23 protein-coding genes are annotated in these 24,116 nt (G+C 71.2%); 9 read left to right on the top strand and 14 right to left on the bottom strand.

Annotated features, from left to right (window positions below; translation table 11 throughout):
• The first annotated feature begins 152 nt into the window (after window positions 1-152).
• Together N5I75_RS39745 and N5I75_RS39740 are read left to right on the top strand one after the other, a co-directional pair.
• The gene (locus N5I75_RS39745) at window positions 153-1,700 is read left to right on the top strand and encodes a DNA primase family protein (RefSeq protein WP_476685350.1); all 1,548 of its coding nucleotides are present in this window, start codon (window positions 153-155) and stop codon (window positions 1,698-1,700) included.
• A gap of 135 nt (window positions 1,701-1,835) precedes the next feature.
• Complete coding sequence (locus N5I75_RS39740; protein WP_476685349.1) at window positions 1,836-2,207, top strand: DUF6009 family protein; 372 nt, start codon at window positions 1,836-1,838, stop codon at window positions 2,205-2,207.
• A gap of 61 nt (window positions 2,208-2,268) precedes the next feature.
• Here N5I75_RS39740 and N5I75_RS39735 read toward each other — a convergent pair whose 3' ends face one another.
• Window positions 2,269-3,111, bottom strand: a complete 843-nt coding sequence (locus N5I75_RS39735) for an ArsR/SmtB family transcription factor (RefSeq protein ID WP_476685348.1) — start codon at window positions 3,109-3,111, stop codon at window positions 2,269-2,271.
• A 64-nt stretch (window positions 3,112-3,175) separates the two neighbouring features.
• Here N5I75_RS39735 and N5I75_RS39730 point away from each other — a divergent pair, with 64 nt between their 5' ends.
• The 3 genes from N5I75_RS39730 (at window position 3,176) to N5I75_RS39720 (ending at window position 6,065) form a co-directional block, all read left to right on the top strand.
• Entirely contained in the window at window positions 3,176-4,666 is a 1,491-nt protein-coding gene (locus tag N5I75_RS39730) for an MFS transporter (RefSeq protein WP_476685346.1), read from the top strand.
• Window positions 4,667-4,723: 57 nt separating this feature from the next.
• On the top strand, window positions 4,724-5,296 hold the full coding sequence (locus N5I75_RS39725; RefSeq protein ID WP_476685345.1) for a TetR/AcrR family transcriptional regulator: 573 nt from the start codon (window positions 4,724-4,726) through the stop codon (window positions 5,294-5,296).
• Window positions 5,297-5,429: 133 nt separating this feature from the next.
• Window positions 5,430-6,065, top strand: coding sequence for a hypothetical protein (locus N5I75_RS39720; RefSeq protein ID WP_476685344.1), 636 nt, complete (start codon window positions 5,430-5,432; stop codon window positions 6,063-6,065).
• 120 nt (window positions 6,066-6,185) lie between these two features.
• Here the strand turns inward: N5I75_RS39720 and N5I75_RS39715 are convergent, their stop codons facing one another.
• Window positions 6,186-7,364 carry a pyridoxal phosphate-dependent aminotransferase gene (locus tag N5I75_RS39715; protein WP_476685343.1) on the bottom strand — a complete coding sequence of 393 codons (1,179 nt, stop codon included), beginning with the start codon at window positions 7,362-7,364 and terminating at the stop codon, window positions 6,186-6,188.
• A 14-nt stretch (window positions 7,365-7,378) separates the two neighbouring features.
• Window positions 7,379-7,972 (bottom strand): cysteine hydrolase family protein, encoded by a 594-nt coding sequence (locus tag N5I75_RS39710; RefSeq protein ID WP_476685341.1) that lies wholly within the window; start codon window positions 7,970-7,972, stop codon window positions 7,379-7,381.
• A 153-nt stretch (window positions 7,973-8,125) separates the two neighbouring features.
• Here N5I75_RS39710 and N5I75_RS39705 point away from each other — a divergent pair, with 153 nt between their 5' ends.
• Together N5I75_RS39705 and N5I75_RS39700 are read left to right on the top strand one after the other, a co-directional pair.
• On the top strand, window positions 8,126-10,039 hold the full coding sequence (locus tag N5I75_RS39705) for an FAD/NAD(P)-binding protein (RefSeq protein WP_476685340.1): 1,914 nt from the start codon (window positions 8,126-8,128) through the stop codon (window positions 10,037-10,039).
• Between the two features lie 42 nt (window positions 10,040-10,081).
• Complete coding sequence (locus tag N5I75_RS39700; protein WP_476685339.1) at window positions 10,082-10,498, top strand: cupin domain-containing protein; 417 nt, start codon at window positions 10,082-10,084, stop codon at window positions 10,496-10,498.
• A 16-nt stretch (window positions 10,499-10,514) separates the two neighbouring features.
• Here N5I75_RS39700 and N5I75_RS39695 read toward each other — a convergent pair whose 3' ends face one another.
• From N5I75_RS39695 to N5I75_RS39645, 11 genes are all read right to left on the bottom strand, one after another.
• Window positions 10,515-11,414: a LysR family transcriptional regulator gene (locus N5I75_RS39695; RefSeq protein WP_476685338.1), complete on the bottom strand. Its 900-nt coding sequence runs from the start codon at window positions 11,412-11,414 to the stop codon at window positions 10,515-10,517.
• On the bottom strand, window positions 11,411-12,046 hold the full coding sequence (gene leuD, locus N5I75_RS39690) for a 3-isopropylmalate dehydratase small subunit (protein ID WP_476685337.1): 636 nt from the start codon (window positions 12,044-12,046) through the stop codon (window positions 11,411-11,413). Before leuD ends, N5I75_RS39695 begins: the two co-directional genes overlap by 4 nt.
• A 39-nt stretch (window positions 12,047-12,085) precedes the next feature.
• Complete coding sequence (gene leuC, locus N5I75_RS39685; protein WP_476685336.1) at window positions 12,086-13,486, bottom strand: 3-isopropylmalate dehydratase large subunit; 1,401 nt, start codon at window positions 13,484-13,486, stop codon at window positions 12,086-12,088.
• A gap of 238 nt (window positions 13,487-13,724) precedes the next feature.
• Complete coding sequence (locus N5I75_RS39680) at window positions 13,725-14,765, bottom strand: TauD/TfdA family dioxygenase (protein WP_476685335.1); 1,041 nt, start codon at window positions 14,763-14,765, stop codon at window positions 13,725-13,727.
• Between the two features lie 2 nt (window positions 14,766-14,767).
• The gene (locus N5I75_RS39675; protein ID WP_476685334.1) at window positions 14,768-15,901 is read right to left on the bottom strand and encodes an amino acid kinase family protein; all 1,134 of its coding nucleotides are present in this window, start codon (window positions 15,899-15,901) and stop codon (window positions 14,768-14,770) included.
• Window positions 15,898-16,941 (bottom strand): aspartate-semialdehyde dehydrogenase, encoded by a 1,044-nt coding sequence (locus N5I75_RS39670; protein WP_476685333.1) that lies wholly within the window; start codon window positions 16,939-16,941, stop codon window positions 15,898-15,900. The genes N5I75_RS39675 and N5I75_RS39670 overlap by 4 nt, the downstream gene beginning before the upstream one ends.
• Window positions 16,938-17,933, bottom strand: coding sequence for a DMT family transporter (locus N5I75_RS39665; RefSeq protein ID WP_476685331.1), 996 nt, complete (start codon window positions 17,931-17,933; stop codon window positions 16,938-16,940). The genes N5I75_RS39670 and N5I75_RS39665 overlap by 4 nt, the downstream gene beginning before the upstream one ends.
• Before the next feature lie 62 nt (window positions 17,934-17,995).
• Window positions 17,996-18,937 carry a transporter substrate-binding domain-containing protein gene (locus N5I75_RS39660; protein WP_476685330.1) on the bottom strand — a complete coding sequence of 314 codons (942 nt, stop codon included), beginning with the start codon at window positions 18,935-18,937 and terminating at the stop codon, window positions 17,996-17,998.
• A gap of 97 nt (window positions 18,938-19,034) precedes the next feature.
• Complete coding sequence (locus N5I75_RS39655; RefSeq protein ID WP_476685328.1) at window positions 19,035-20,393, bottom strand: methylaspartate mutase; 1,359 nt, start codon at window positions 20,391-20,393, stop codon at window positions 19,035-19,037.
• Complete coding sequence (locus N5I75_RS39650; RefSeq protein ID WP_476685327.1) at window positions 20,390-20,857, bottom strand: cobalamin B12-binding domain-containing protein; 468 nt, start codon at window positions 20,855-20,857, stop codon at window positions 20,390-20,392. Before N5I75_RS39650 ends, N5I75_RS39655 begins: the two co-directional genes overlap by 4 nt.
• Window positions 20,858-21,044: 187 nt before the next feature.
• On the bottom strand, window positions 21,045-21,959 hold the full coding sequence (locus N5I75_RS39645; protein WP_476685326.1) for a LysR family transcriptional regulator: 915 nt from the start codon (window positions 21,957-21,959) through the stop codon (window positions 21,045-21,047).
• Between the two features lie 903 nt (window positions 21,960-22,862).
• On the opposite strand from N5I75_RS39645, the gene N5I75_RS39640 reads away from it, so the two are divergent.
• Both N5I75_RS39640 and N5I75_RS39635 read left to right on the top strand, forming a co-directional pair.
• On the top strand, window positions 22,863-23,555 hold the full coding sequence (locus N5I75_RS39640) for a hypothetical protein (RefSeq protein ID WP_476685324.1): 693 nt from the start codon (window positions 22,863-22,865) through the stop codon (window positions 23,553-23,555).
• Window positions 23,556-23,607: 52 nt separating this feature from the next.
• The gene (locus N5I75_RS39635; protein ID WP_476685323.1) at window positions 23,608-24,027 is read left to right on the top strand and encodes a hypothetical protein; all 420 of its coding nucleotides are present in this window, start codon (window positions 23,608-23,610) and stop codon (window positions 24,025-24,027) included.
• The last annotated feature ends 89 nt before the right edge of the window (window positions 24,028-24,116 follow it).

The following is a 24,116-nucleotide window of genomic DNA, read 5'->3' as shown; positions in this document are numbered from 1 at the left end:
CCGATACGGAAACACAGTCCCTTCGGTCCCTCCGGTTCCTGCAGGAGACCGGCTGCTCCGTCAGGCGGGACGAGGGTTGAGGAGACGAACGGCGTGCGATTCGCGGTACTGCACTCAGGGGCGTGCGGCCCCCGTGGCTGTGGAGGGCGGGCGTGAGCAGTGCCGAGTCCCTCCCGTTCGACGTCCAGGCAGCCGCCCGGCAGATCCACCGGCAGCAGGCTGAAGCCGCAGGCTCTGCGCCTGGGGCGGGGCTACTGCCGATCCAGGCCGCACAGGGCCTCGCGCCTGCGCCCCTGCCGTTGCCTCAGGGGCTGCTGCCGACTTCCCTCACCGACCGCGGCAACGCCAAGCTGTTCGTCCGCCTCCACGGCCAACAGCTCCGCCACGCCGAGGGCCTGGGCTGGTTCACCTGGGACGGTTACCGCTGGAAGCGCACCGCAGGAGAGAAGATCGCCCTGCATGCGGCCGGGGACATGGCCGAGGACCTGGCCGTGACCGACCCCAGCGGCCTGTTCGGTGAACGCGAGCTCGTCCTGCACAAACGGCGGGCCTTGGCGACCACCGGGATGAAGGCGATGCTCACCCAGGCCCGCGCCTTCCCCGAACTTTCCATCGACCCCGACATGCTGGACGGCGACCCGTACGCGCTGTGCACCCCGGGCGGGGTGGTGAACCTGCGCACCGGGACGCTGCGCAAGCCCGACCCGGCCCGAGACGTCCACTCGAGAGCCACCAGTGTGGCGCCCGAGGCGATGGCGACGCCGCGCTGGCACAGGTTTCTGGCGGATACCTTCGGCGAGGATGCCGAGGGCCGGGAGATGATCGACTTTCTGCACCTGCTGCTCGGCTACTCGATCACAGGGGATGTCGGCGCCCAGGTCCTGCCGTTCCTGCACGGTGAGGGAAAGAACGGCAAGTCCGTTCTCCTCGACACCATGATTCAGATTCTCGGCGATTACGCGGATGCCGCCCCGCCCGGCTTCCTCATGGACCGTGGTGCTTTCTCCGAACACTCCACCGAGCTGACCGAGCTGCACGGGCGGCGCCTGGTGGTGTGCAGTGAACTCAAGCCCAACGACAAGTTCGACGAGGCCCGCGTGCGCCTGCTGACCGGCGGCGACCGCATCAAGGCCCGCCGTATGCGCCAGGACTACTTCTCCTTCACTCCCACCCATCACCTGTGGCTGCTGGGCAACCACCGCCCCGAAGTCTCCACCGGAGGCTTCGCGTTCTGGCGCCGGATCCGCCTGCTGCCCTTCGAGCGGGTCGTCCCCGAGCACCGCAAGATCGGCAACCTGGCGTTTGAACTCGTCCGTGATGAAGGTCCCGGCATCCTGCAGTGGCTGATCGAAGGCGCCCGCCGCTATCTCACCACCCGCGACCCCCTCGAAGGCCCCGACCGGGTCCGCCTGGCCACCAGCGCCTACGCCTCCACCGAGGACCACATCGGCCGCTTCCTGTCCGAGTGCTGCACCCGCGGCAGCGCCGCGACGGACAGCGGCGAACTGCGTGTTGAGCAGGGCTTGCTCCACACCGAGTACAGCGCTTGGTGCCACGCCGGCGAGGGCATCCGCCCCGCCACCGCCCGCGTCTTCGCCAACCGGGTCCGCCAGGAGCTCGGCCTCGCCTCACCTACCGACATGATCAAGTCGAACGGCCGCAAGTTCTACCCCGGCCTCGCCCTGGCCCACACTGAATGACCCAGGACCCGGCCCGCCGATCCCGCCCGGGTGTCATGGTCGCCGTACGATGGCAGCACACGGCATCCGACGTGCTCACCTTCGCGTGCCGCCGCAACCCGCGCCCGCCGGGTTCGAACAGGAGAGGCTGCAGCCATGAGCTCGCTGCTGACACGGAGCGACCTCACACACGAATGCGACATCGTGTGGCTGGAAGACCCGGCCCCGCTCGACTACGTGCGTCAGGCCCTGGACAAGACGAAGCGCCGAGGCAACAAGCCGCCGTACGGCCGTGACGGACGCATGGTCGGCTACGCCGTCCTCGACGAGACTGCCGAAGCGGATCCGGACAGCGGGCTGTACCGGCGTCGTGTCTTCTACCTCCTGCCGCACGATCGCGACAGCGAACCCGACGGGGTCTACACCGAAGGTGCCCCTGGCGAGGCCGTGGACCCCCGCACCATCACCGTCAGGGACCCGGGAGCCAAGACCAACCGTTCCCAGCAGGGCATGAGCACGTCGGCCTGAGCACGTCGGCCTGAGATGCGGGCCTCACGGTGGAGCGCCGCCGTCCCGGAACGCCCCGCCCTCACACCGCCAGCTCAAGCCCGAGCGCATCGCGCAACCCCGTCGCCCCCTCGTCCGTCAGATGGACGACCCTCGGGGCCGCTCCCCAGCGCACCCAGCCCAGCGTGAACAGCCGGTCCGTGAGGGCCGCGCCGAGGCCGCCCGCCAAGTGGTGCTGTTGTTCGCTCCAGTCGACGCAGTACAGGACGGCGGGGCGGCGGGGCGGGAGGTGGTCCGTGTCGACGCCGAGGTCGGCGAGTTGGCGGTGGCCGTCGTCGGTGATGCGGTACTGGAGGTCGCGGCCGTAGGACGAGGGGCGGTCGCGCACCGCCTCCTGGGGGCGGTGGATGCCGTCGTGGCCGGCGAGGACGCCGCGTTCGAGCAGCGCCCGCATGACCGCGACGCCGAGCTGTCCGGCCAGATGGTCGTAGCAGGTGCGCGAGCGGTGCAGGGCGTTGGTGCGGCTGCTCTGCTTGAGGGAGGTGATGGGCAGCGGCGGGGCGATCAGGGCGAGGGACTCCAGGGCGGCGCTCACCTCAGGCCCCGCCAGCCGGTAGTAGCGGTGGCGGCCCTGCTGTTCGACGGTGACGAACTCGCCCTGCACCAGCTTGGCCAGGTGCACACTGGCCGTGGCCGCGCTGATCCCGGCCTCGCCCGCGAGCGCGCCCGCGGGCAGGGCGCGGCCGTCGGCCAGGCATTTGAGGATGCGGGCCCGCGAGGGATCGGCGATCAGGGCGGCGGCCCGCGCGATGTCGGTCTGGTGCTTGAGCGGTTCGCCCTCCCGGTCGGCGGCAGGGGAGGGGGTGGCGACACGGGAGAGGGCTGCGACACGGGAGGGGGCCGGTCCACGGCTCGCGTTCGGCATGGTCCCAGCCTAGGACAACGACACTTCGTCGCGCATCAAAACAATGGGCCCTGAAGCTGGATCCATGACCACCACGGAGATCACCCCCAGCCCCGGGAGCACCGGGAGCGCCGCCTGCCCTACGGCGCAGGCGCCGGCCCCGGCCCCGCAGCAGAAGGCCGCTCCCAAGCCCGCCCTCGCCCTCGGCCCGCTGATCGCGCTCAGCCTCGGCTACTTCCTCGTCATGCTCGACGTCACCGTCGTCAACGTCGCCATCCCCGACATCCGCGCCTCGCTCGACACCGGCGCCTCCGCGATGCAGTGGATCGTCGACGGCTACAGCACCGTCTTCGCGGGGCTGCTGCTGCTCGGCGGCGGGCTCGCCGACCGGCTCGGGCACCGCCGGATGTTCCTCACCGGCCTCGGCGTCTTCACCGCCGCCTCGCTGGCCTGCGGCTTCGCCGCCTCGCCGGGCGTGCTGATCGCCGGACGGCTCGGCCAGGGCGCGGGCGCCGCGCTGCTCGTGCCCGCCTCGCTCGCGCTGCTCCAGGTCACCTACCCGGACCGGGCCCTGCGTGCGCGGGCCATCGCCATCTGGGGCGCGGTCGCCTCGATCGCCTTCGGCGCGGGCCCCGCCGTCGGCGGACTCCTCGTCTCCGGGTTCGACTGGCGCTCGGTGTTCTGGCTGAACCTGCCCGTCGGCGCCCTCGCCGTGTTCCTCACCCTGCGCCACGTCCCGGCCTCGCCCCGCAAGGCGAACGCCCGCCGCATGGACCCGCTGGGCCAGGTCCTCGGCATCGTCGGCCTCGTCGCCCTGGCCGGCGGCCTCAACGAGGCGGGCTCGCACGGCTGGACCTCCCCGCTCGTCCTGACCGCCTTCGCCCTGGGCGTCGCCGCGCTGACCGCGTTCGCCCTCGTCGAGCGCACCCTCGAAACCCGTGAGAAGACCGGCCGCACCGAGCGCGCCCCGCTGCTTCCGCCGTCCCTGTTCCGCTCCGGCGCCTTCACCTCGACCGCCGCCATCGGCCTGCTGATCAGCCTCGGCTACTACGGCATGCTCTTCCTGACCACCCTCTACTTCCAGCAGGAGCGCGGCTACAGCGTCCTCGCCACCGGGCTCGCCCTGCTCCCGTCGGTCTGCATGGGCCTGATCGCCGCCCCCCTCTTCAGCCGGATCGCCGCCCGCACCGGCCCCTACGTCCCGATGGCCGCGGGCCTCGCCCTCGGCACCACCGGCTTCGTCGGCTGGGTCATGGCGGGCCCCCACACCGCCTACCCGGTGCTCCTCTTCGCCCTGATCGCCACCGGACTCGGCCAGACCATGACCGCCCTCGCCGCCACCGCCGCGATCATCGAGGCCGCGCCCGCCTCAGGCGCCGGTATCGCCTCCGCCGTCTTCAACGTCTCCCGGCAGGTCGGCAGCGCCGTCGGCGTCGCCCTGTTCGGCACCTTCGCCGCCGCCTCGGACACCTTCACCTCGGGCCTGCGCCTCTCCGCGGGGATCGCCGCCGCCGCCTTCGCCACCGGCACCCTCCTCGCCCTCTCGGTACGGCGCCGGGCGCAGCGAAACGCCTGATGGGCGGTATCGAAAATGCTGATCGGGTGCCCCGCTCACCGTGGATACAGTGCCGTCATGTCGAGTGCGGAACGTCTGATCGAAGCCACCCGGGAACTGCTGTGGGAGCGCGGCTACGCCGGCACCAGCCCCAAGGCCATCCAGGCGCGCTCCGGTGTCGGGGTCGGCAGCATGTACCACCACTTCGACGGCAAGGCGGGGCTCGCCCTCGCCGCGATGCGGCGCAGCGCGCACGACCTCAAGGAGACGGCCGAGGCCCACTTCTCGGGGCCCGGCACGGCGGGCCGCCGCATCGCCTCGTACCTTCAACGCGAACGTGACGTGCTCCGCGGCTGTCCCATCGGCCGCCTGACGATGGACGCCGACGTCATCGACAACGAGACCCTGCGGGCCCCGCTGGACGAGGTCTTCGCCTGGCTGCGGGGCCGCCTCGCCGACCTCGTCGCCGAGGGGCAGGAGAGCGGCGAGTTCCCCGCGGGCCTCGACCCGCAGGCCGTCGGCGCGATGCTCGCCGCGGTCGTCCAGGGCGGTTATGTCATGGCCCGCTCGGCGGAGAGCACGGAGCCCTTCGACGCGGCGACCCGGGGCGCCCTGAGCCTGCTCGGCCTGCGCGTCCCGCAGCACGCGTGACGGCCGCCGTCCTCTTTGACGCGCTCGCCGAACCGCCCGCGCACTGACATGCCTCGCCGCACATAAATTCCTCGCCGCGCGTCCAACCCTGCCCGTTCGCCGGAATCCTCCGTGAAAAGTTCGGAGGCGCGTCATGACACTCACCCGGCCGGCGACGGTGCCGTACATCGCCGCGTGGAGCGGAGAGACGGTGCCGTCCTCCCCGCTCATGTTCTCGGTCGTGGTCCCCGGCCTCGCCTACGTCGACGAGAAGCCGGACGACCGCGCCCACGGTGTGCTGTGGAAGCGGTGCGTCGACGCTCCGGGCAAGGGCCGCCCGCACTTCGGCGAGGTGCACCCGCGGCGACAGCTCGCGGTGATGCGCGACCTCGCCTGCCAGGTGTGCGGGGAGAGGGCCGACGAGAACGACGACGGGATGCTGTGGGTCCTGGAGGACAACCGCGGCGACTGGGCGGGCTGGCCCTCCGGCCTGATGACGACGCACCCGCCGGTCTGCCTGCGCCACGCCCGGGAGGCGATGACCGCCTGCCCGCACCTCGCCGCCGGGTGCGTCGCCGTACGGGTCCGCGAGTCGGAGCCGGTCGCGGTCCACGGGCGGCACTTCGGCCTGGACCGCGGGCGCATCGTGGCGCGGGGCCGCGGGGTCGTCGAGCTGGACTCGCCGCGGATCCGGTGGACGGTCGGCGGCCAGCTGCTCCGGAGTCTGCGCAAGTGCACCCTGGTGGATCTCCGCAGGCCGACGAGGAGCGGGCGGCCCATGCGGGCCTGATACGCGCCGACCACGAGTTCCCGCCGTCTCCCTGGTCGGTGCCGGCGGGTGAGGAAGGGCGGCGGCGCGTACGGCGCAAGGGGGCGCCGCCGCCCGACCTGAACAAGGCCCCTCGCTTACCTACCGCTCGGCCAGCGCCCGGCCCATCCGCGCGAACGCCGCCTCCAAAACCTCCGGTGACGTCGCGAACGACACGCGGACGAAGCCCTCGCCGCTGGGGCCGAACGCCGAACCCGGCATCAGCGCGACACCGGCCCGCTCCAGGACCCACTGCGCGAAGGACGCCGCGTCGGCGAAGCCCGTGGAGCGGATGTCGGCGAACGCGTAGAACGCTCCGTCCGGCGCCCGACAGGCCACGCCCGGCAGGGCGTTGAGTCCGCGGACCGTCAGCTCGCGGCGGTGCGCGTACTGCTCGCGCATCTCCCGCACCGGTTCCTGCGGCCCCGTCAGGGCGGCGATCCCGCCCCGCTGGACGAACGAACCGGTGCAGCCCACGGTGTGCTGGGCCACCTTGAGCATCTGCTCCATCAGGTCCGTCGGCCCGGCCGCGTAACCGAGGCGCCAGCCCGTCATCGCGTAGCCCTTGGAGAAGCCGTTGACGGTGAGGGTGCGGTCGGCGCAGCACGGCAGGGCGCCCAGGCTGACGTGTTCACGGCCGTCATAGAGGATCTTCTCGTAGATCTCGTCCGCGATGAGGAGGACGTCGTGCTCGGTCGCGAACTGGCTGATCGCGCGCGCCTCCTCGTGGGTCAGGCAGTGGCCCGTCGGGTTGTTCGGCGAGTTGACCAGGAGCGCCTTCGTGCGCGGTGACACATGCGCCTCAAGCAGCTCCCGCGTGATCCGGAAGCCGTTCGCCGGGTCCAGGCCGACCTGCACCGGGTGCGCCCCGATCAGCCGGGCCATCGCCGTGTAGCTGACCCAGCTCGGGGTCGGTACGAGGAGTTCGTCGCCGGGGTCGAGCACCGTCAGCAGCGCCGCGAACAGCGCGTGCTTGGCCGACGGGGTGACGAGGACGTCCGTGGACGCATTGACCGTGATGCCGTTGTCCTTGGCCAGTTTCCCGGCGATCGCGTCGAGGAGTTCCGGCAGTCCGCGGCTGGGTGTGTAGTGCGTGAAGCCCTCCCGCAGCGCCCCGACCGCCTCGTCGACGACGTGCGCCGGAGTGTCGAAGTCCGGCTCGCCACCGCCCAGGTCGAGGACCTCGACGCCCTGCGCGCGCAACTGCGCCACCAGGTCGAACACCGCGTACGTCGCCGACTTGCCGACGCCGCCGAAGCGGGCCGCCGCCCTGTTGCCCATGTCGCCGCCCCCCGTCAGAGGGCCGCGGCCGGCGCGGGCAGGGCGTCGGCGACCGTCGTCACGGTGGAGATGTGGGACAGCACCTTCAGCGCCGCCTCGTGCACCTCGCCGTCACCGGCGAGCGTCGCGTCCTCCAGGACCTCGACCCGGTAGTCCCGGTCGTGCGCCGCCTGCGCGGTCGTCAGGACGACCAGCTCTGTGGAGACGCCCGTGAGCAGCAGGGTGTCGATGCCCTGCGTGCGCAGCAGCACCTCCAGGTTCGTGCCGTGGAAGGGGCTGATGCGGTGCTTGGCGATCACCGGCTCGCCGGGCAGCGGCGCGAGCGCGTCGTGCACCTGGGTGGCCCAACTGCCGAGCAGCAGCCGCTCGTCGGGCTTGGCCTTCGTGAACACCGGTGACCCCGCGGGCCACTCCGGATAGCCCTCCGTGAAGCCGACGACGACGTAGATCACCGGTATGCCCGCCGCGCGGGCCCGCGCGATCGCGTCCGCCGCGTGCTCGATGACGCGCCGCTCGACCGCCTGCCGGTGGTAGCCCTCGGCCGCGTACTTGCCGTCCGGATGCACGATCTCGTTGATGAGGTCGAGTACGAGGAGCGCCCTGCTCATTTCTCCGCCTTCCGCTCCGCCGACAATGCGGCGGAAATCTATGAACAACTCTCATGCGAAGCATCAATAAAGCCGTCTTGAACAGTAGGTACAGTGGCTCCTATCTTTTTGCCTACAGCCCGCTCATACCGTTTCTGTCGAAAGGTGTCGGACATGAAGGTGGCCATAGTCGGTAGCGGCCCGCGGGGACTCTCGGTCCTGGAGCGCATGGCGGCCCGCATCGCGGAGCGGCCTCCCGTCGAGGCCACCGACATCTACCTCATCGACGCGCACCAGGTCGGCAGTGGCCGCATATGGCGCACTGACCAGCCGAAATGGTTCCTGATGAACACGGTGGCGGACGAGGTGTCCGCCTTCTCGGGGCAGCCGGACGGCGGGCCCGCGAGACCCGGCGCGGGACCGTCCCTCGCCCAGTGGTGGGAGTCCGTCGACCCGGAATATCCGGGACCGAACAGTTACGCGCCGCGCGCCCTGCACGGACGCTACATGCAATTCATCCTCGGAACAATCGAGGAAAGCCTCCCGGACAATGTCAGGCTGATTCCGGTAAAAGCGACCGTCGATCGGCTCGAACGCGTCGACGGCAGTTATCGGCTCACGTTCCGGGAAAGCGCGCACCTCCCCGTGGACCGCGTCGTCCTCACCACGGGCCACACCGTCCCCGAGCCCACGGGCAACCAGCGCCGCCTCGCCGAGTACGCCGCCGAGCACCCCGCCCTGCGCTACATCGCCGGTGACTCGGCCGCCGACATGCCGCTGGACGCCATCCCGGCCGGCAGTCCCGTCGGCGTGCTCGGCCTCGGCCTCTCCTTCTACGACGTCATGGCCGCCCTCACCGAGGGGCGCGGCGGCACGTACGAGGAGGACGGCCGGGGCGGTCTCGTCTACCGGCCCAGCGGCAGCGAACCCGCCCTCGTCGCCGGTTCGCGCAGCGCCATGCCGCTGCCGGCCCGCGGCCGCAACCAGAAGCACCACGACCACCGCTACGACCACATGCTGTTCACCACCGAGCGGATCCTCGCCCGGCGCGCCCACGGCGAGCTGTCCTTCGCCGAGGACGCGGTGCCGTGGCTGCTCGCCGAGGTCGAACTCGTCTACTACTCGACGACGTTGGACGCGCGCCACGGGCCGGGCAGGTCGGCGGCGTTCACGGCCGAGGTGGTCGCCGCCGCCGAGGACGGGGTGCCCGACGTCGTCGCGATCGCCGCCGGGTACGGGCTCGCCGACGTCCCCCGCATCGACCTCGACGAGCAGGCCCGCCCGTTCGCCGGGCGCCACTTCGACGGCCCGGAGGAGTTCGCCGCCGCCCTGACCCGGGCGCTCGCCGACGACCTCGCGCACGCCGAGACCGGCAACGTCGACGACCCGCTCAAGGCCGCCCTCGACGTCATCCGCGACTCCCGCGCCGTCATCCGCTCGCTCGTCGACTTCGCCGGGCTCACCCCGACCTCGCACCGCGAGGACTTCCTCGGCTGGTACGTGCCCCGCAGCTCCTTCCTCGCGGCGGGCCCGCCCCGGGTGCGGCTGCGCCAGGTCATGGCGCTCCTCAAGTGCGGTCTGCTGCGGATCGCCGGGCCCGACACCCGGTTCCTGCCCGATCCCGGCTCCGGCCGGTTCGCCGTGCACTCGCCGTACGTGGCCGGGTCCAAGGTGCTCGTCGACACCGTTCTCGACGCCCGCGTCCCCACGCCCGACGTGCGCACCGACCCGCACCCGCTCACCCGGAACCTCGTCGCGCAGGGGATCTGGACCTCGTACGTCAACCGGGGCGCGGACGGCGACCGGTTCGACACCGGCGGCGTCGCCGTCACCGAGGCGCCCTTCCACCCGCTCGACGGGGAAGGCCGGGCCGACCAGGGCCTGTACGTCCTGGGCATCCCCACCGAGCACACCCGGTGGTTCATGCAGGGCGGCAGCAGCCGCCCGGGGTTCTGGACGGACTTCGTGCAGAACGCCGACGCCATCGCGGCCGACCTCGTCACGCCGTTGCAGGCCCCGGCCCCGGTGCCGGCCGACGCCCTCACCCGCCAGGCCGCCCCCGTCCCGGCCGACACCCTCACCCGCTGAGCGCCCACGCCCCGCCCGACCGCCGAGAAAGCGAGCCCCGCCATGTCCCTCGTCACCGCCCCGGCCGTTCCCGACGCCGCCGCCGATGTCCAGCCCCGGCCCGTCACCGTCGTCCGCGACATCTTCGACCCCCTCGGACTCGACGCGCTGTCCTGGGAGAGCTGGGCCGAGCCAGGACGGGCCGGGGTCGACGTGCACCGCCTCTACACCACCGACGACGCGGCCAGCGGCGCGGCGATGATCACCAGGATGGCGCCGGGCGCCCACGGCGACCTGCACGAACACCTCGGGCACGAACTGATCGTCGTCCTGGACGGGGAACTGCTCAACAGCAACGGCGACCGCTACCGGCCCGGCGACCTGGTCATCGAGGAGCCCGGCAGCGTCCACCAGGTCAGCACCGAGACGGGCTGCACCGTGCTCGGCATACGGCACGCCCCGACGCGCCCGGTGGCCTGAGCGGGCGCAGGGCGTCTCAGTGCACCGCAACGGGCCGCCTCCCCTGGTCACTGCTGAGCGCCAGCGGCCGGGCCGCGTCGACGAACGCCTCGACCGCCGGGGAGCCGTGCGAGCCGAGCCGCGTCCCGAGCCCCAGGTGCCGTACGACGGCGGGCGACAGCGGCACCAGACGCACGTCGGGCAGGACCAGCGGCAGGGCGAGGCGCGGCAGGACCGTCACCCCGAGTCCGGCGCCGACCATGGCGAGCAGCGCGTTGATGTCCCGCAGATGGTGGCCGACCTCGGGCTCCAGGCCCACGGTGCGGAACGCGGCCCGCACCAGCGTCTCGACCGCGCCGACCGGCATCAGGAAGGGGTCCTTCGCGAGCTGGTCGATGCGCAGTTCGGGCCGCTCCGCCTCTGGGTGGCCGGGCGGCACCACCGCGACCAGTTCGTCCTGGAGCAGCGGGACCGTGGTCATGCCCCGCTTGGGCAGGGTGACGATGCCGACGTCGACGCCGTTGCCGCGCAGCCACTGGGTGATCTGGGTGTCGCTGCCCTCGCGCAGCTCGATCTCCAATCGGGGGCAGCGCAACGACAGTTCGGACATGACCGCGGGCAGCAGGCGGGCCGCGAAGCTCTGGCTGGTGCCGATCCGCAGCGGCCCCTCGGGCCCGGCCCCGGCGGCGCGGACGGCCCGCCGCACCCGCTCGGCCTGCACCACCATCAGGCGCGCCGGTTCCAGGGCGCGCTGCCCGGCGTCGGTGAGCCGGACCCCGGACCGGTCCCGCTCCATGAGGGTGACGCCCAGCTCGGCCTCCAGACCGGCGATCGCGTGGCTGATCGCGGACTGGCTGATCTCCAGGGAGCGGGCCGCGTTGGTGAAGGAGCCGGTGTCGGCGATGGCGACGAACGCGGCGCACTGGGACAGCTTCATCGGTCCACCAGCACGGGCCCTGACACCGGCACCGGCACCGGCGTCCGCGTCACCGGCAGCGCCGGGCGCCTCCCGGCCTCGTAGCGGGCGATGTCCGCCGCGAAGCGCAGGGTGTCGTCGATGGCGTCCAGGCCGCCGAGGAGGCGGCGCCGCACGTCCTCGTCGAGGGTGAACGGCTGCACGAGGTAGCCGCACCGCACCTGCTGCTCCTCCAGGTCGACGGTGACCTCAACCGCCGGGTCGTCCTCCGTGAGGCGCCACAACCGCTCCACCACCGCGAGCGGTACGACGACGGTGAGCAGCCCGTTCATCAGCGAGTTGCCCCGGAAGATGTCGCCGAACCGGGGCGCGATCACCACCCGGAACCCGTAGTCCTGGAGCGCCCAGACCGCGTACTCGCGCGAGGATCCGGTGCCGAAGTCGGTGCCCGCGATGAGAATGTCCGCGCCCTGCCGCTCGGGCCGGTTGAGGACGAAGTCCGGGTCGGCGGCGCGCCAGTCGGCGAACAGCGCGTCGGCGTGCCCGTCGCGGGTGGTGCTCGCGCAGAACCGGACCGGGATGATCTGGTCGGTGTCGACGTCGGTGCGGCGCAGCGGCACCGCCCGGCCGGTGTGCCGGATGAACTTCTCCATGGCGTCAGGGCTCCGTCTCACAGATGTCTCGCGGATGTCTCACAGATCGGCGGGCGAGGACAGGCGTCCGGTGACCGCCGTCGCGGCGGCCACGGCGGGCGACACGATGTGGGTGCGCGAGCCGCGGCCCTGCCGGCCCTCGAAGTTGCGGTTGTTGGTGGACGCGGCGCGCTGGCCGGGCAGGAGCCGGTCCTCGTTGAGCGCCGCGCACATCGAGCAGCCCGCGCCGACGCGGAAGTCGGCGCCCGCCTCGGCGAACACCCGGTCCAGGCCCTCCTCGACCGCGCGCAGCCGGACCTGCGCCGAGCCCGGCACGATCATCATGTGCAGCCCGTCGGCGACCTTCCGGCCGCGCAGCACGTCGGCGGCGGCCCGCAGGTCCTCGATGCGGCTGTTGGTGCACGAGCCGAGGAACACCGTGTCGACGGTGATGTCACGCATCGCGGTGCCCGGCTTCAGGTCCATGTAGTCCAGGGCCCGTTCGGCGGCGGCGCGCTCCGCGTCCGTCGCGAAGTCCGCGGCGGCGGGCACGGACGCGTCCAGGGGGATGCTCTGCGCCGGGTTGGTGCCCCAGGACACGTACGGGCTCAAGGAGGACGCGTCGAGGAAGACCTCCTTGTCGAAGCGGGCGTCGGCGTCGGTGGCCAAGGAGCGCCAGTACGCGACCTCGGCGTCCCACGCGGCGCCCTGCGGCATACCGGGGCAGTTCGCCAGGTATGCGAACGTCGTCTCGTCCGGGGCGATCATCCCGGCGCGGGACCCGGCCTCCACGGACATGTTGCAGAGCGTCATGCGGGCCTCCATCGACAGCGCCCGGACGCCCTCGCCGCGGTACTCGATGATGTGGCCCTGCCCGCCCGCCGTCCCGACCTGCGCGATCAGCGCGAGGACGAGGTCCTTGGCGCCGACGCCCTCGGGCAGCGTGCCGCGCACATTCACCGCCATGGTTCTCAGCGGCCGCATGGGCAGCGTCTGCGTGGCCAGGACGTGCTCGACCTGGCTGGCGCCGATGCCGAACGCGAGCGCGCCGAACGCGCCGAGCGTCGTGGTGTGCGAGTCGCAGCACACGATGGTCATGCCCGGCCGTACGAGGCCGAGTTCGGGCGCGATGACGTGGACGATGCCCTGGCCCGGGTCGCCGAACCGGTGCAGCGGGATCCCGAACTGCTCGCAGTTGGCCCGCATCAGCTCGGCCTGCCGGCGCCCCTCGCGGTCCTTGATGACGCGGTCCAGGGCGAGCGTCGGCGTGTTGTGGTCCTCGGTGCCGACGGTCAGGTCGGGGCGGCGCACCGTACGGCCGGCCGCGCGCAGCCGGTCGAACGCCTGCGGGGTGTTCACCTCGTGGAGCAGCTGCAGATCCACGTAGAGCAGATCGTCGCCGCCGCCCCCGCCGCGCACCACATGGGCGTCCCACGTCTTGTGCGCCAATGTCTCGCCCATGGTCTCCCTCACGTCGCTCCCGTGTGCCTGCGGGTACGTAGATCATGGGTCGGCGGAGGGGCCGGCGGACGGGCTTTGCCCTGGCCCTCAGGGGCGTGACCGGTCGAGGCCACGGCGGGGCCGCACACACGAAGGCCCGTACACACGAGAGCTCGTACACACGAAGGCCCCGCACCGGGCCAGGGTGTTCACCTGGGCCCGGCACGGGGCGGCCGCGTGGGGGAGGGACAGCGGGGGATCAGTAGTGCACCCGCCGGTTGTCGTCCGTGACGCGGTAGCGCACGTTCCACAGGCTGCGCCGTACGTAGGTGCGCTGCAGCCAGCGGTCCTGGCCGTCGTAGCGGGCGGTGAACGTGGAGCGGGCGTGCACACCCTTGCGGTTGTTGATCAGCAGGGCCTGGCCGGGCCGCAGCCGGACGCTGTGCGCGACCTCCCCGCACACCTCCTGGAGGATGTCGAGGGCCTCGCGGGCGCCGCTGGTGAGCGGGTGCACGCCGTTGGCGGAGATCGCGATCTCCGGGTACGAGGTGTGGCCGCTGATCATCGGCACCGGGTCGGAGAGGACCTCCTGGCCGTCGGCGACGTCCCGCACGTAGCTGCCCGGCGCGTTGAGCCGGAACAGCGGGGAGCGCAGCGTCTCCAGGACCGTGGCGGGCAGCGCGGCGGAGATGTCGCGGGCGTCGGCGTAGAAGGTGCCGGCGATCCCGTCGTGGTCCGCGCGCAGGCAGCTCAGCACGAGGAAGTCCGGGTTGGCGACGTCGTAGCGGCCGATCACGTCGTGCATGATGTCGCTGTGGAAGTTCAGGAAGACCTCCGACCCCTGGTTGGTCTGGGTCTTCGAGCCGCCCGGCACCGGCACCACGTCGTGGATGAGCTGGCCCGCCTTCTCCGTCAGCACGCCCATGGGCTCGCCGAGCAGACCGCTCAGGCCGAGCAGCACGCCCTCGGCGACGAACGAGGTCTTCTCGGTGCTGGGGCCGCCGTCCGAGGGCGTCCCGGGCAGGACGGCGTCCACGGGCAGGTTGCTGACGAGGGCGACGCCCGGGGTGTCGACGTGCCGCCCGAAGTCCATCACCTGCTGCAGGAGTTCGGTCGGCAGCGTCGCGAAGATCTGCAGCAGCCTGGCCGTCGACCGGTCGATGTCGATGTTCGGATCAGGGAGCGCCGCGAGCTGTTCGTGGAGGGCGTCGCGGACGGCGTCGGGGAGGGCGATCTCGGCGAAGGTCGGTCCGGCGTGCGGGGCGGTGGCCGGGACGCCGTGGTCGGTGGTCGCGGTCATGGTCAGACTCCTTGCATCTCGAGCAGGGGTGCGTGGGGGTCCGCGCTCGGGCGGTTCACGTGGTCGTGCAGTCGTTGGGACAGGTGCAGGGCGTCCTCCTCGTCCCGCGCCAGCTGGGTCACCACCTCGCTGCCGCGGATCGCGGAGACCGGCACACCCGCGTACTCGCCGGGGGTGATGCCGTTGCGCCGCTGGAACTCGGGGAGGTCCACGAAGCCGCCGGTGACCGCCACGAGCGGGCCCGACGTCAGGCGGACCACGTCGATGTTGGCGCCGTGGAAGGCCGCGTACGCCTGGTCGGCGAACTCGTCGGTGGCGTAGCGCAGCGCGGCGGAGCGCTGGTTCAGGACGACGGCGGCGACCGTGGAACCGGCGGAGCCGATGACGGTCCCGATGGTGAACGGGTCCCGGTTGTAGCGGCACACGATCTCGATGCCGTGGCGCTGGGCGAGCCGCACCGACCTGCGGTGCAGCACCTTCGCGCCGTACAGGGACATCAGCGCCGCCGTGTTGTACGAGACCTGGCCGAGCAGCTGCGCGCCGGTGATCAGGTGCGGGTCGCTGCTATAGATGCCGTCGACGTCGGAGTGGACCTCGCAGCGCGCCGCGCCGACCGCCGCCGCGACCGCCACCGCCGACAGGTCGGAGCTGTTCTTGCCGAGCCAGGTCGGCCGGCCCTCCTTGTCCGCGGCCTGGCCGCCGGGCACCACCACGACCTCGTTCTCGCTCAGCGCGGCGCGCAGCGGTTCGGGGTCCGTGTGCTCCAGGCGGGCCCACATGAACGCCGAGTCGGTGGTCAGGCCCAGCTGGTGGCCCGCGAGCACGGTCGCGCTGCGGCCCGTACGGTGCAGCGCGGTCGCGAGGAGCTGTGCGCCGACGGTGTCGGCGAGCGTCAGCAGACCGGCGACCGTCTCGTCCTCGGGGTGCGCGTTGACCTGGCTGAGCCGCTCGCGGAACTGCTCGGTCTCGCCCGGCTGGCCGCTCACCACGACCACCAGGCGGGTGTTCTCCTGCTCCACCCTGCGCGACAGCGCCTCGGCGAGCTGCCCGTACGCGGCGAGCGTACGGAAGCTGGAGCCGCCGAACTTCACCACGACGGGCGGCTTGACGTGCGCCGGTGGCGCGGAGGCCGTCACACCGTCCCCCGGGCTATGAGCTCCTCCGCGATCTGGATCGCGTTCAGGGCCGCGCCGATGGTGAGGTTGTCGGCGACCAGCCAGAGCCAGAAGGCGCGCGGGTTGTTCGGGTTGACCCGGACCCGGCCGACGTGGACCCGGTTCGGGTCGTCGATCGTCGTCGGCGTCGGGAACTGCCGCACCTCGTCGAGGTCGTGCACGGTGACCTCGGGCAGCGACGCGAGGACCTCGACCAGCTCGGCGCGGTCCACGACGCCCTGTGCCTCGATCCAGACGGCCTCCGAGTGGCCCGTGACGACGGGGACCCGGACACAGGTGGTGGTGACGTCCAGGTGCGGGATGCCGAGGATCTTCCGGGACTCCTGGAGCATCTTCTGCTCCTCCAGGGTGAAGCCGGTGTCCAGGAAACGGTCGATCTTCGGGATGACGTTGAAGGCGAGGGAGGGGGTGAACTCCTTGCTGGGGTAGGGCTCGTCGGGCTGTTCGAGCGCGGCGCGGCTCGCGTCCTTCAGCTCGTCCACGCCCGGGTGGCCGAGGCCCGACGCGGCCTGGTAGGTGCTGACGACGGCCTGCCGCACGCCCCAGCGCTGCTCGATGCCCTTCAGGAGCCGGACGAGGGGGATCGTCGAGCAGTTCGGGTTGGCGATGACGCCGGACTTCGGCCGCTGGTCCAGCTCGTGCGCGTTGACCTGCGGGACGACGAGCGGGGTGTCGGGGTCCATGCGGTAGGCGATGGTGTTGTCGATGACGACGGCGCCGGCCGCGGTCGCCTTCGGCACCCACTGCTGGCTGGCCTCCGTACCGGCCGAGAAGAACGCCAGGTCGACGGTGGAGAAGTCGAACTCGTCCACCGCCTGCACCGGGTACGCGACACCGTCGACGGTGAGTTCGGTGCCGGCCGAGCGGGCCGAGGCGACCAGCTGGACCGAGCGGTAGCGAAGACCGCGCTGCTCGATCAGGTCGATGAGCGTGTTGCCGACGGCTCCGGTGGCTCCGACGATGGCGATGCGCGGGGCGCTGGAATCGGTGACGAGCGTCATCGGGTGCCTCCGGAAGTGATCGTGACCTGGTTGTCGGGGGTCGTGGCGGTGGTGGACGTGGTGGCGGGGGCCTCCGCCAGCGGGGCCTTCGCCTTTCGCTTGAGGGACCAGCCCAGGTTGATGCCCAGGCTCGCGGCGACGATCAGCGGGATGCCGAGCGCCTGGAGCAGGCTCACGCTGTGCCCGTACACCGCCCAGTCCATGAGCATCGCGACGGCCGGGTAGACGAAGGCGAGCACGGCGATCTTCGGCGTGGGCAGCTTCTGGTACGCCGAGTACATGAGCACGTACATCACGCAGGTGTGGATGAGGCCGAGGCCGACCAGCCAGCCCCAGTCGGCGCCGAGGCTCGACGTCTCGCCGAGCGAGGTGAAGGGCAGCAGCAGGAAGATGCCGAGCACGAGCTGGACCAGGGCGACGAGGTGCGGGCGCACGCCCGTGACCCGCTTGGTGATGACCGTGGAGACGGCGTAGAAGACGGCGGCGAGCAGCGCGTAGCCGAGACCGGCGAGGTAGGAGCTGTCACCGCTGCCGGTCAGGTCGGAGGCGGAGACGCCCGCGACCAGGATCAGGCCGACGAACGCGACGCCGAGCCAGCCGAACTTGGTCGCCGTGAGCTTGTCGCGGAAGAGCAGCGCGCCGAGCAGCACCACGTAGAACGGCTGCGTGTGGTAGACGACCGTCGCCACCGAGATGGACGTGCCCTCGTAACTCTCGAAGAGGAACGCCCAGTTGAAGACGATGAAGACGCCGCCGAGCGCGGCGAGACCCAGCTTCTTCGGCGTGAAGTTGTGGTTCTTGAAGAAGCCGCGCACCAGGCAGTACAGGCCGAGCGCGGCGGTGCCGAACAGGCAGCGGAAGAAGACGACGTTGAAGGGGGACGCGCCCGATTCGATGACGAAGACGCCGAGGGTGCCCGAGAGCACCATGGCGAGGGTCAGCTCGGTCGCTCCCTTCTTCTCCGTGCCCGGGGCCCGGGTGTCGGTACTCATGAGGATGCCTTTCGCAGGACGGAATCGGGGGATCGGGGAGAGGGGGGAATCGGCGGTCGGGGTCAGTGGAGGGGCACGGCGTACTGCAGGCCGCCGCGCGTGTACAGCTCGTTGAGGCCGCGCGGCACGGCGAGCCCGGAGGCCGCGCCGAGGTTGCGCTCGTAGACGTCCGCGTAGGTGCCGACCGCGTCGAGGACGCGCGCCGCCCAGTCCTCGTCGAGGCCGATCGCGGGGCCGTGCGCGCCCGCCGCCTCGGCCGCCTGCGCGAGGGCCTTCTCGCGCTCGCCTGTCTCGTCGACGTGGAACTCGGCGGAGACGAGGAGCTGGAGCACCCAGCGGCACAGCCGGAACCAGGCCGCGTCGTCGTCGCGGACCGCGGCGGCCATCGGCTCGCGGGAGATCGCGGTGTCGAGGATGAGGTGCGCCGACGGGTCGGGGAGCGCCGCCCGTTCCCCGGCGAGCGCCACCCGGTCCAGGACGTAGGCCGCGCAGTCGCCGCTCGCGTAGCCGGCCAGCGTCGCCGCCGGGGTGGGATGGGCGACCGGCTCCACCGCGAGGCCCCGGCCGCCGTACCAGGAGGCCAGGTTGGCGGCGCTGGTCGTGCCCGCCTGGACCGCGACCTTGCGCCCGTTCAGCTCCGCGGGGTGGGTGATGCCGCTGTCGGCGCGGACCAGGAACCCCTCGCCGTCGTAGCAGGTCACCCCGGCGAAGAGCACCGGCAGCGACGCTTCACGGCCCAGGGTCCAGCTGACGTTGGCCACGGTCAGCTCGGCGTCGCCGTCCGCCAGGTGGGAGAGCCGGTCCGCCGGATCGGAGGCAACCCATTCGACGGCGTCCGGGTCACCGGCAGCCGCCGCGGCGACCGCCCGCGCCACGTCGGCGTCGAGCCCCGACCAGCGGCCGTCCTCGCCGCGCTGCGACAGGCCGCGGATGCCACGGCTGACCACCGCACGCAGCGCGCCGCGACGGCGTACCGCGTCGAGGGTGGGTGTACGTGTACTCACGACAGGCTCCTCGGATAGGGACGTACGGAGGGGAAGAGGTGGTCGCGGGCCCGCAGCCGCAGCGCCCGGACCCGGCGCCGGGCCAGGGCGGGCACCGTCATGCCAGCTCCCGGGGGTGCGGCCGGGCCGCGTACTGCACGCTGCGCAGATGGCCGTGGGTGAGCTGCTCACCGTCGAAGCGCCGCTCGTTGAAGCCGAGCATGGTCAGCAGCCCCTTGGCGCTGACCGGCCGCGCGGAGCCGCGCGCCACGTCCAGCGGCATCCGGCCCGGCTCCGCCCACTGGAGCATGCCGCCCGGGTCGACGTAGGCCCGCGACTTGTTGGCGTTGTCCTGGTGCAGGCAGTACGGGACGTCGAGCATGCCCCGCTCGAACGCCTTGACCAGCGCCTCGCCCACCGTCGGCGCCAGTTCGAGCGTGCTGTCGATGAGCAGCCGCGCCTCCTCGTAGATGCCCGAGTCGGTCGCCACGACGGCCTGCCCCGCACGCCCCGCCTCGTCGCGGGCGATGGACTCCGCGAACTCCAGGGCGTCGACGTTCTCCGCGATCGTCGGGATGCGGTGCGCCTCCGCGGGCGTCTTGACGATCAGTCGCTCGCTGCCGCTGCGGACGGCGAGCCGCACACTTTCCTCGAGGATCCGGTAGGAGCCGGTGGGCGTCCGGGGGAAGACGCCCATGAAGGTGTAGAGCACGACGTGCCAGGGCGCCGCGCCGAGACGTTCGCCGGCGAACCGGCGCAGCGCCGCGATGGCCTCCAGGTCCTGCCCGGGATGCGTCTGCTGGGCGTAACTCAGCGAGATGTCACTGAGCCCGTGCTCCCGGAAGAACAGCGCTTCGAGCACGCTCAGCGCGACCAGCAGGCTCGGCGGGCACAACTGCCCCAGCATGCAGCCGCCGAAGCTCTCCAGGTGCATCGGCTCGTCCTGCTCGGCGATCAGCTCGCAGCACCGGGCCCATGCCTCGACCGCCCGGCTGATCGGGGCGCGGCTGTAGGGCAGGCAGTACGACACCGGGCCGCCCTCGGTGGCATCCACACCCGCCTCGACCATGGCCTGGAACAGCGGATACGGCAGCGCCGAACCGTGGCGGACCTGAACGGGGAACTCAGGCCCGGAGACGGAGTCGAGCAGCGCCCGGGTCGTGTCGGCGCCGTGGGCGACCAGCGGGAACCCGTTGAGCTCGGCGCCCGTACGCAGCGCCTGGCGCGCGGAGTCGTGATCATTGACGCGCGTGTAGCTGTCCAGGGTGATCGTGCCGATGGCCGAGGCGTCGGCGCGCCGGACACCGAGCAGCCCCTCGCGCATCGTGGCCAGATCGGCGAAGCCCATGCGCGGCTGGACGACGAGCCGGCCCTGCGCGTGCATGGCGTGCACGTAGCGGGAAAAGCGTCCGCCGTTTTCCTGCGGGCCCGCGACGGCCCCTAAGTGGGACGCGGACGCCTGCGTCAACTCGCTCATGCCGCCGCCTCCGAGGAAAGGAGAGCGGGGCGGGAAGAGGTGGAGTCGAGCGTGTCGAGGAATTCCTGGAAACCCTCGATACCGCCGTCCGCCTCGAACACCGCGTCATATCCGCTGAGGGAGAGTTCTTCGGCGAACACAATGTTGTCGGCGCCGCGCACACCGAGTTTTCCTCCGATGACCACGCGCAGGCCGGACAGTTCGGGGTGGTTCCTTATCCGGCGGATCAGCCGCAGCCCGTCGAGGTGCCCGTGCCCGTTGACCGTGCTGATGACCAGCACATCCGGCGCCGAACGCAGGCACTCCTCGATGATGAGATCGTCGGGGACGCAGGCCCCCAGATTCGTGACGTGGGCTCCCTGTTCCTCGAGCAGCAGCTGCAGGAAAACGAGATTCCACATGTGGGCGTCGGAGGACACGCTCGACACGACAAAGCGCTTGGACGGAAGCATGACCTGGGACATGTTGATTCCCTCTGGTGTGTAACTGGGACTCTAAAAGTCTCTGCGGCGCCCGACAGAAAATCCAGGATTCCGCTTCGGCGAAACAGATGGCTTTCATCGCCTGAACCGATCGATGAAGCTAATCCATTCATGCGCAGCATGAAAAAGCCTCATGCATCGGGAACGGGTGGATCGGGACCGGGCGGGGTCAGGAATCCCGGTGCTGGTTCTCCTGGTACTCCCGGCTGAGGAAGTCGATGACCTTCTCCGCGAACACCTGCCGCTCCCGGGAGAGTTGCGCGCCCTTGCGCCACGCCAGCTGCGTGTAGAGCACGAAGGGGACCTCCCAGGCCAGCGGTACGAGCACGCCCGAGGACAGCTCGTCGAGGACGGTCATACGGGGCAGGAGACTGACCCCGAGCCCGGCGCCGACGCCGCGCTTGATCGCCTCGATGTTGCCGAACTCCAGGAACGGCACGGGCTCCCCGGTGCCGTCGTTCAGCTCCGCCTCCAGGAGCTCCCGGTAGGCGCACCCGGCCTCCGGCGCGAGAACGGATTCGAGCCGCAGGTCGTCGGTGGCCACCTTCGCCTCGTGGGCGAGGCGGTGCCCCGGCGCGGCCACCACGACCATCTCCTCGGCGCCGAGCACCTCACTGTGCACCCCGGAGTGCTGCGTCTCGGCCTCCATGAGGAAGCCGGCGTCGAACACGCCCTGGCGCAGGGAGTGCAGGGTCTCGGCGCACAGGCTCGGCCGCAGCGCGATCTGCAGCCGCGGGTAGCGGTGGTGGAAGTACTCGAGCACCGCCGGCATCCGGTACGAGGTGATGCTCTCCATCGTCCCGATCGTCAGCACGCCCTCCGGCTGGGCGTCGGGCGATGCCGCTCCGCGCGCCTCGTCGGCCAGCGAGAGCATCTGCCCCGCGTAGGGCAGCAGCCGCGTACCGGCGGGCGTCAGCTTCACCTTCCCGCCGACCCGCTCGAACAGATCACTGCCCAGCGACACCTCCAGGTTCTTGATCTGGGCGGTCACGCTGGATTGCGCGTAGTTCAGCTCGGCGGCGGCGCGCGTGAAACTCCCCAGCACGGCGACGCGGTGGAACGTGCGAAGTTGGCGGATGTCCATTGCTCTCTCCCGGTGCGCTACGTGGAGTTGCCCCACGGTGGACGACACACCGAGCCTGCCGAGCGGCCCCGCCCCGGCGAAAGGACCGACGGATGGCACACACTGCCCACGTCACGTATGTGCCGGGCTGCGGCGGTCGCGGGCGCTCTTGTACGCCCGGGCCGGTTTCACCTCCGGCCCTGGGGGCCTCCGGTGCCTCCGGCGGTGCCCCGCGGGGACTCACGGCGGCTTGCGGCGGGCTGTGGTGGACAAACGGATGGCGTGGCCGGGGCCGGTGGCTGGTTGCGGCGCCATACGTGGCGGGTGATCGGTCCGGTACCGGCCCGTCGTGGCGGGCTTTCGGCGGCTGATGTAGGGGGCCGCGAGATGTGGGCTGCCGTCAACTCGCTGGGTATCGACGCGGCGTCGCAGCTTGGACGCAGGTGAGCACCGCAGGACGACGACCCGACAACGGCGCTCTTAACTACAAGAGGCGCACGCCCGAAAACACGCTCTCACCTGCGGCGATGCGAATGCAAATGTGTCCTGGGCGACACATTTGGCTACCTGAAATGTGTCGCCCAGGACACATTCGGTCCCAAAAGACAAGCCCTGCTTGACTTCCTCCGGCGCCCTTCCGGCCCGCGTTGTCGCAGGTCACAGAGGTGCGACAGACGCCCTGGGGGTACTGCGAGAGGCCTGGGCTGAGCCCGAAATGTGCCCTCTGTGACACCAAAACACAAATACTGCTTGCGTTCTGGCGAATCTTCGAACAGAAAGTCAAGCTACGTTGGAGTTTTGCGGCGCGATGGCTGCACGTCGGCATTTCGACGCCCCGTAGGCGTGACGGGACACCAAAACGCAAGTCACGCTTGCGTTTTTCTGCGCTAGCGTCGGCCCGCCCGAGCAGAAGAGGAAGCCTCCGTGACCCCAGATCCGCCGGACGCGGACCACCACCGTCCGTGCGCCGTCCCAGCACAGGCCGCTGACCTCGACTTCGACGACATACTGTCCGTGCTCGGACAGCAGCTCGGCGACACCGTCGAAGAGCGGCAGACGGACCGCCGCCGCAAGCTCAAGGGCGTCTCCTTCGAATACGACACCGACCCCCGGGCCGTGCACGACATGGCGGGTGACGCCGGCTACAGCATCACCAGCAACTGGTTCGTGCAGTTCCTGGCCCAACTCGCGGTCGCCAAGCGAGTTTCCAAGTCCGAGATGTGCGTTTTCCTCTACGTGGCCGGTGGCCAGATGCGGGGTACCGGACTGACGCAGTACACCCAGCGAGAGATCACCGACGGACTCAACCGCGAGGCCCGCCGGGTAGAAGGAGCCCCTCGGATCAGCCGCTCCACCGTCACCCGAGCGGTCGGGGCGCTGTGTGAGTACGGCTGGCTTGAACGCTATGCCAACGGCCGACTTCGCATGAACGTCAAGCTGTGGTTCAACGGGAACAGCACCGCCCAGCAGACCGTCCTTGCGGACATTGAGCAGGACCACGGCGACACCCCGCAGTCCTTCGGCAACTTCGTCGGCCCTCCGACCGGGCAGGAACAACTCGCCATGGATTTCGGCCAGGACAGCGACGCGCGGCGAGGACGGGAGCAGGCCGGGTGACGCGCCACCGATACTGGACGGCACCGCACTGTGCCCGGGAAGGAGAGCGCTGATGGCCGAGGTACTGTCCCCGATCGTCGCCGATCGCATCTGGGCCCTGCCCCTGTCGGGCAGCGCCGTCAAGTTCCTGCAGTACCTGATTGCCCGTAGCGACTTCGGCGGTCATCTCCCCGTGCGGCAGGTCGACATGGCCCGCGAATACCACGGCAAGACCCCGCAGGCCATCAGCGCCCTCATGGCCCCGCTGTGCGAACTGGGCCTTGTGCTGCGCCCCGAGAGCGGTGAGCGCAAGGGCAACAGCTACCGCCTTCACCCTCTGGCCGCCAAATACCGAAGTCATGAGGACCTGGAGCGGGAGTTCCGGCAAGCCCTGGCCGACATCAAGGCCGGCACCTTGCCGAACCTGAACCTGCCCCGCTACTCCGTGGCCCCGCCCACCGAGGGGAAGGCGTCCGGCCTCCAGGTCGCCTAAAGGCAACAGATGCGAAGCGTGACAGTTTGAGGGCATGACTGAGGTAGCTGTCAGCAAGGCGCGTTTCGAACTCGGTGCTCTCGTACGCC

The sequence above is a fragment of the Streptomyces sp. R818 genome (assembly GCF_056172735.1).
Note: the sequence above shows the minus strand (reverse complement) of the source record. Positions and strands in the feature narration are given on the sequence as shown.